Here is a 6,561-nt window from a genome sequence, read left to right as displayed (position 1 = left end):
CTGCGCCGCGGGCAGGGCACCGCCGTCGCCGCTCGCGGCCCGGCCCTCGGGGTCGGTCTCGGTGCGCGCGATGATGCGGTCCATCATCGCCACCGCCTCCAGCGGGAAGCGGCCGGAGGCCGACTCGGCTGACAGCATCACCGCGTCGGCACCGTCGTAGATGGCGGTGGCGACGTCCGAGGCCTCGGCGCGGGTCGGCACCGGCGCGCCGACCATGGATTCGAGCATCTGCGTGGCGACGATCACTGGCTTGCCGGCGCGGCGGCAGGCCCGCACGATGCGCTTCTGGATCGCCGGCACCTGCTCGGGCGGCAGCTCCACGCCGAGATCGCCGCGCGCGACCATCAGCGCGTCGCTGGCGGCGACGATCGCATCGAGGCTGGCGATCGCGGCCGGTTTTTCCAGCTTGGCGACGAGGCCGGCACGGCCGCGGACCAGCGCGCGCAGCTCGTCGAGGTCCGCGGCCCGCTGCACGAACGACAGCGCGATCCAGTCGACGCCGAGTTCGAGCGCGAAGTCGAGATCGGCGCGGTCCTTGGCGGTCAGCGCTGACAGCGGCAGCACCACGTCCGGCACGTTGACGCCCTTGCGCTCCGACAGCAGGCCGCCGGCGATGACGCGGGTATCGGCGTAGCCGGGGCCGCAGCGTTCGACGCGCAGACGCAGGCGGCCGTCATCGAGCAGCAGCTCGGCGCCCTCGGTCAGTGCGGCGAAGATTTCCGGGTGTGGCATCGCCACCCGGCCGGCATCGCCGGGGCGGTCGCGCTCCAGGTCGAGCCGGAACGCCGCCCCTTCGGCGAGCGTCACCGGGCCGTGCGCGAAGGTGCCGACGCGCAGCTTCGGTCCCTGCAGGTCGGCAAGCACGCCGACCGGCCGGCCGGTCTCGCGCTCGATGGCGCGGATCCGTTCCAGCCGCGCGCGGTGATCCTCGTGGCTGCCGTGGCTGAAGTTGAGGCGGAACACATCGGCGCCGGCATCGAACAGCGCGCGGATGGTATCGGGGGCGGAGCTCGCCGGGCCGAGGGTGGCGACGATCTTGGCATTGCGCAGTCGGTGCATGATCAGCTTTCCGGAAACGGTGTGGCCGCATCACCCGTGATCAGGATGGCGCGGAAGTCATTGACGTTGGTGAGGGTCGGGCCGGTGATCAGCGCATCGCCGAGCGCACCGAAGAAGCCGTGGCCGTCATTGGCCGCGAGGGCGGCATCCGGGCGGATGCCGAGGGCGCGGGCGCGCATCAGCGTGTCGGGGCCGGCGAAGGCGCCGGCAATCTCCTCCTGGCCGTCGACGCCGTCGGTATCGGCGGCGAGCGCATGCACGCCGGTCAGGCCCTGTAGCGCGATCGTCTGCGCCAGCAGGTACTCGACGTTGCGCCCGCCGCGACCGCTGCCGCGCACGGTGACGGTGGTCTCGCCGCCGGAGATCAGCACACACGGGGCGGTGAACGGCTGGCCGCGCGTGGCGACCTGGCGGGTGATGCCGGCGAGCACCCTGCCCACGTCGCGCGCCTCGCCCTCGATCGCATCGCCGAGGATGAAGGGCGTGACGCCGGCGGCACGCGCCACCGCTGCTGCGGCTTCCAGCGCCTGCTGCGGCGTCGACACCATCCGGGTGCTGACCCGCGCCAGCCGCGGATCGTCGGGCTTCAGCGTCTCGCCGCTGCCGTCTTCGAGCCGGCGCCAGGCCGCGGCCGGCAGTTCGATGCGCTGGCGCCGCACGATCGCCAGCGCATCGGCGCAGGTCGTGACATCGGCCACGGTTGGGCCGGAGGCGATGTCGGCGGGGTCATCGCCGGGCACGTCCGAGATCAGCAGGTTCACCACGCGCGCCGGATGGCAGGCTGCCGCCAGCCGGCCGCCCTTGATGCCGGAGAGGTGGCGGCGCACGCAGTTCATCTCCGAGATCGTCGCGCCGCAGGCCAGCAGCGCGCGGCTGACGGCCTGTTCGTCCGCGAGGCTCAGGCCTTCGCCCGGCAGCGCCAGCAGCGCCGAGCCGCCGCCGGAGATCAGGCTGATGACGAGATCATCGGCGCCCAGCCCCCGGACCTGCTCCAGCAGCCGGCGGGCGGCGGCCTCGCCGGCGGCATCGGGCACCGGGTGGGCGGCCTCGACGATGTCGATGCGCTCGCACGGCACCGCGTAGCCGTAGCGGGTCACAACCAGGCCGCTCAGTTCGCCCGGCCAGTGCCGTTCGAGCGCCTGTGCCATCGCGGCCGAGGCCTTGCCGGCACCGATCACCACGGTCCGGCCGGCGGGCGCTGCGGGCAGATGGGCGGGGATGCAGTGTTCGGGTCGGGCACTGGCGACGGCGGCATCGAACATCGCGCGCAGCAGCCGGCGGGGATTGCGGATATCCATGTTCATGCTCATGTCCTCCGCCGCTCAGGCCGTGCGCCGCAGCGGAAAGTCGCGGGCCGGCGGCGCAGGCGCTGCGTCGTCCTCCTCGTACAGCGTTTCCAGGTTCTGCGGTTCGGCGCGGCCGGCCAGCACGGCGTCCAGCCGTTCGCGGTCGACGGCGCCGACCCAGCGGGCGATGGCCAGCGTGCCGACGGCGTTGCCGATGGTGTTGGTGATGGCGCGGGCTTCGGACATGAAGCGATCGACGCCGAGCAGCAGCACCATGCCGGCGACCGGGATGCTGCCGAGCGAGGCAAGCGTTGCGGCGAGCGTGATGAAGCCGGAGCCGGTGACGCCGGCCGAACCCTTGGAGCTCAGCAGCAGCACGCCGAGCACGACCATCTGGTCGGTCAGCGTCAGCGGCGTGTTGGTGGCCTGGGCGATGAAGATCGCGGCCATCGTGTAGTAGATGCACTGCCCGTCCGGGTTGAAGGTCAGGCCCGAGGGCACGACCAGCCCGACCACCGGCTTCGAGACGCCGGCATGTTCGAGCTTGCGCATCAGCTGCGGCACGACCGATTCGGACGAACTGGTCGCGAGCACCGTGAAGATCTCGTCCTTGATGTAGACGAGGAAGCGCCAGAGGCTGAAGCCGCAGAGCCGGGCGATGCCGCCGAGCACGAGGCTCACGAACAGCAGGCAGGTGATGTACATCGTGCCCATCAGCTTCGCGAGCGAGGCGATCGAGCCGAAGCCGTACTTGCCGACCGTGAATGCCATCGCGCCGAAGGCCGCGATCGGGGCAAGCCGCATCACCATGCCGACGACCGCGAAGATGCCGTGCACGAAGGAATCGAGGAAATCCACGACCGGCTTCGCACGCGGCCCGATGTGCGACAGCGCCACGCCGAAGAACACCGCGAACACCAGGATCTGCAGGATGTCGTTCTTCGCCAGCGCATCGACCACGCTGACCGGGATCAGGTTGAGCATGAAGTCGACGAAGCCGGCGGACTTCGGCGCACTCGTGTAGCTGGCGATCGCCCTGGCATCGAGGGCGGCCGGATCGATGTTCATGCCCTGGCCGGGCTGGACCAGGTTGACGACGATCAGCCCGAGCAGCAGCGCGAAGGTCGACAGCACCTCGAAGTAGATCAGCGCGCGCGCACCGACGCGGCCGAGCTCCTTCATGTTCTCCATGCGCGCGATGCCGAGCACGACGGTGGCGAAGATCACCGGCGCGAACACCATCTTGATCAGCTTGATGAAGGCGTCACCGAGCGGCTTGAGATCGGCACCGAGGCCGGGATCGAGCACGCCGAGCAGGATGCCGGCGGATACGCCGATCAGTACCTGCACGTAGAGTTTGCCGAGGAGCTTGCCAGGCAGATGTCGAAGCATCGGAGTTCTCCTCCCGTGGTGGACGGGACAGACGAGGACCCTGCCGCTCTTGCTGGCGGCATCGCGGATCGGGAACGGCGGGGAGGCGGTCCGGCACGCAGCAGGCGCAGCCGGACCGCCGCGGCTCAGGCGGCGCGGCTGACGGCGTCCGCGGCGAGGAAGGCGCACACCGCGCGGGTGACGTCGGCCGTGGTGGCCGTGCCGCCCAGATCGCGGGTGTGCAGGGCCGCATCGGCGGTGACGCGCTCGACCGCGCGCATCACGCTGGCCGCCGCGGCGCGCTCGCCCAGGTGTTCGAGCAGCATCACGACGGACCAGAAGGTGCCGACCGGATTGGCCAGGCCCTTGCCCATGATGTCGAAGGCCGAACCGTGGATCGGCTCGAACATCGACGGGTAGCGGCGCTGCGGATCGATGTTGCCGGTCGGCGCGATGCCGAGGCTGCCGGCGAGGGCGGCGGCCAGATCGCTCAGGATGTCGGCGTGCAGGTTGGTCGCGACGATGGTGTCGAGCGAGGCCGGGCGGTTGACCATGCGCGCGGTCGCGGCATCGACCAGTTCCTTGTCCCAGCGCACGTCCGGGAACTCGCGGGCGATCTCGGCGGCGATCTGGTCCCACATCACCATCGCGTGACGCTGGGCGTTGCTCTTGGTGATCACCGTCAGCTGCTTGCGCGGCCGCGAGCGGGCCAGTTCGAAGGCGAAGCGCAGCACGCGCTCGCAGCCGACGCGGGTCAGCACCGACACGTCGGTGGCCGTCTCGATCGGATGGCCCTGATGCACGCGCCCGCCGACGCCCGAGTACTCGCCTTCGGAGTTCTCGCGCACGATCACCCAGTCCAGATCCTCGGCGCGGCAGCGCTTCAGCGGTGCGTCGATGCCCGGCAGGATGCGGGTCGGACGCACGTTCGCGTACTGGTCGAAGCCCTGGCAGATCTTCAGGCGCAGGCCCCAGAGCGTGATGTGGTCGGGGATGTCCGGGTCGCCGGCCGAGCCGAACAGGATCGCGTCCTGGCCGCGCAGCGTCTCCAGGCCGTCCTCCGGCATCATCACGCCGTGCGTACGGTAGTAGTCGCCACCCCAGTCGTAATCGGTGAACTCGAAGCGGAAACCCTGGCCGGCAGCGGCGACGGCGGCGAGTACCTCGCGGCCCGCGGGCACGACCTCCTTGCCGATGCCGTCGCCGGGGATGGTGGCGATTTTGTAGGTCTTCATGGGGGTTCTCCTCTCTCGGGGTGGTGTGGACGAGCGGACTGTACGGACTCGTCCTTCTCCCGGAGCGGGGCTAGGCTCAAACCGTCATTAACCTGAAGTTAAAGGCGGGCCCGCTCATGGGAGCTGCAATCCAGCCGACCGATCTCGGTTTCTTCGCCACGCTCGCGGCCAGCCCCAGCCTGAGCGCGGCGGCGCGCGAGCTCGGCATCAGCACGGCGGCGGTCAGCCGGCATCTGGCGCAGATCGAGGCGCGCCTCGGCGTGCTGCTGGTCAACCGCACCAGCCGGCGCATGGGGCTCACGCCCGAGGGCGAGGTGTTCCTGGAGCACGCGCGGCGCATCCTCGGCGAGATCGACGATCTGGATCAGCTGCTCGCCGATGCGCGCGGCACGCCGAAGGGGCTGCTGCGTGTCAACGCCACGCTCGGCTTCGGCCGGCTGCACGTCGCCCCGGTGACCTCGCGCTACGTCGCGAGCCACCCCGGCGTCGACGTGCAGCTGCAGCTGTCGGTCAGTCCGCCGCCGGTCACCGACGATCTCTACGACGTCTGCGTGCGCTTCGGCGAACCGGCCGACGGTCGCGTGATCGCGCGGCGGCTGGCGGGCAACCGCCGCCTGCTCTGCGCCTCGCCGCGCTACCTCGCGGCGCACGGCGTGCCGCAGACCCCGGACGACCTGCGCCGCTGCAACTGCATCACGATCCGCCAGGGCGACGACGCCTACGGCACCTGGCGCCTCAGTGACGCCCGCGCCCCGGCCACCGGCGAGGAAACGGTGAAGGTGCGCGGCAACCTGACCACCAACGACGGCGAGATCGCGGTGCACTGGGCGCTCGACGGTCACGGCATCCTGCTGCGCGCCGAATGGGACATCGCCCGCTACCTGCAGAGCGGCCGGCTGGTGCAGGTGCTGCCCGACTACCGCACGCCGGATGCCGACATCTACTGCGTGTATCCGCGCCGGCACCAGCTCTCGCAGCGCGTGCGCACCTTCGTCGACTTCCTCGCGCACGCCTTCGCCACAGCCGGCGCCGCGCAGCCCCGCTGAGCCCCGGTTACGCGCGGGTCATGGAATCCATGATCCGCGCGTATATGCGCCGGTCGGCCTCGTAGCGCGGGCACGAAGCGGCTTCGAGACCGCTGCGGTCGAGCACCGTGACGTGGCCGCGGCTGTAGCGGATCAGCCGGCGGCCCTGCAGGTACACGACTGATACCGATCACGCGTAAATGCGTTAATGCGTTGTTTTCCCCTCTCCCGCGAGGGGCGAGGGGCTGAAAAGACGGCGTGTTCAGCTGTGATGGGTATGACTGGCGGTCTCGCGGCCGGACGGGCCGCTCCGGCGGCGGGCGGCCTGGTCAGAACGTGGCGGGAGCTGCGGGAAGGCGGCGTCGGTCCGGTGACGGCCCGGACGGGGGCGGACGCAGGTCTGCCGCGGGCGTGCAGGCCGTTGTCCGGGATCGATGGGCTGCGATGGTGCCGCCGGGCCGGGTGGCGCCTGCCGGCGAGGCCTGTCGTCCGGCGCGCTGGCGGCGCCGGTTTCCACGGCTGTCCGGGCGCGCCTCAGCGCCGTCCGCGCGCCTCGGTCGCCGCGTCGAAGAAACGCCAGGCCAG

6 protein-coding genes are annotated in these 6,561 nt (G+C 71.1%); 1 reads left to right on the top strand and 5 read right to left on the bottom strand.

Going from position 1 to position 6,561, the window contains the following annotated elements; translation table 11 throughout:
• From pyk to PKE44_RS13225, 4 genes are all read right to left on the bottom strand, one after another.
• Positions 1-1,059: pyruvate kinase (gene pyk, locus PKE44_RS13240; RefSeq protein ID WP_324551956.1), on the bottom strand; the 1,059-nt coding region annotated here is incomplete at its 3' end.
• Positions 1,060-1,061: 2 nt separating this feature from the next.
• On the bottom strand, positions 1,062-2,369 hold the full coding sequence (locus PKE44_RS13235; RefSeq protein ID WP_324551954.1) for a glycerate kinase: 1,308 nt from the start codon (positions 2,367-2,369) through the stop codon (positions 1,062-1,064).
• Positions 2,370-2,381: 12 nt separating this feature from the next.
• Positions 2,382-3,737, bottom strand: coding sequence for a dicarboxylate/amino acid:cation symporter (locus PKE44_RS13230; RefSeq protein ID WP_324551952.1), 1,356 nt, complete (start codon positions 3,735-3,737; stop codon positions 2,382-2,384).
• A gap of 125 nt (positions 3,738-3,862) precedes the next feature.
• On the bottom strand, positions 3,863-4,951 hold the full coding sequence (locus PKE44_RS13225) for a tartrate dehydrogenase (RefSeq protein ID WP_324551951.1): 1,089 nt from the start codon (positions 4,949-4,951) through the stop codon (positions 3,863-3,865).
• A gap of 116 nt (positions 4,952-5,067) precedes the next feature.
• On the opposite strand from PKE44_RS13225, the gene PKE44_RS13220 reads away from it, so the two are divergent.
• Complete coding sequence (locus tag PKE44_RS13220) at positions 5,068-5,997, top strand: LysR substrate-binding domain-containing protein (RefSeq protein ID WP_324551950.1); 930 nt, start codon at positions 5,068-5,070, stop codon at positions 5,995-5,997.
• A gap of 7 nt (positions 5,998-6,004) precedes the next feature.
• Here PKE44_RS13220 and PKE44_RS13215 read toward each other — a convergent pair whose 3' ends face one another.
• The gene (locus PKE44_RS13215; protein WP_324551948.1) at positions 6,005-6,154 is read right to left on the bottom strand and encodes a hypothetical protein; all 150 of its coding nucleotides are present in this window, start codon (positions 6,152-6,154) and stop codon (positions 6,005-6,007) included.
• Positions 6,155-6,561 lie beyond the last annotated feature (407 nt).

Source organism: Plasticicumulans sp. (genome assembly GCF_035331805.1).
Classification (GTDB): Bacteria; Pseudomonadota; Gammaproteobacteria; order Competibacterales; family Competibacteraceae; genus Plasticicumulans.
The sequence above is the reverse complement of the archived record's forward strand: the minus strand, read 5'-3'. Positions and strand labels throughout refer to the sequence as shown.

Coding starts and splice junctions, on each gene's coding strand:
- PKE44_RS13225 (WP_324551951.1), bottom strand. CDS start 4,951: ATGAAGACCTACAAAATCGCCACCATCCCCGGCGACGGCATCGGCAAG.
- PKE44_RS13220 (WP_324551950.1), top strand. CDS start 5,068: ATGGGAGCTGCAATCCAGCCGACCGATCTCGGTTTCTTCGCCACGCTC.
- PKE44_RS13235 (WP_324551954.1), bottom strand. CDS start 2,369: ATGAGCATGAACATGGATATCCGCAATCCCCGCCGGCTGCTGCGCGCG.
- PKE44_RS13230 (WP_324551952.1), bottom strand. CDS start 3,737: ATGCTTCGACATCTGCCTGGCAAGCTCCTCGGCAAACTCTACGTGCAG.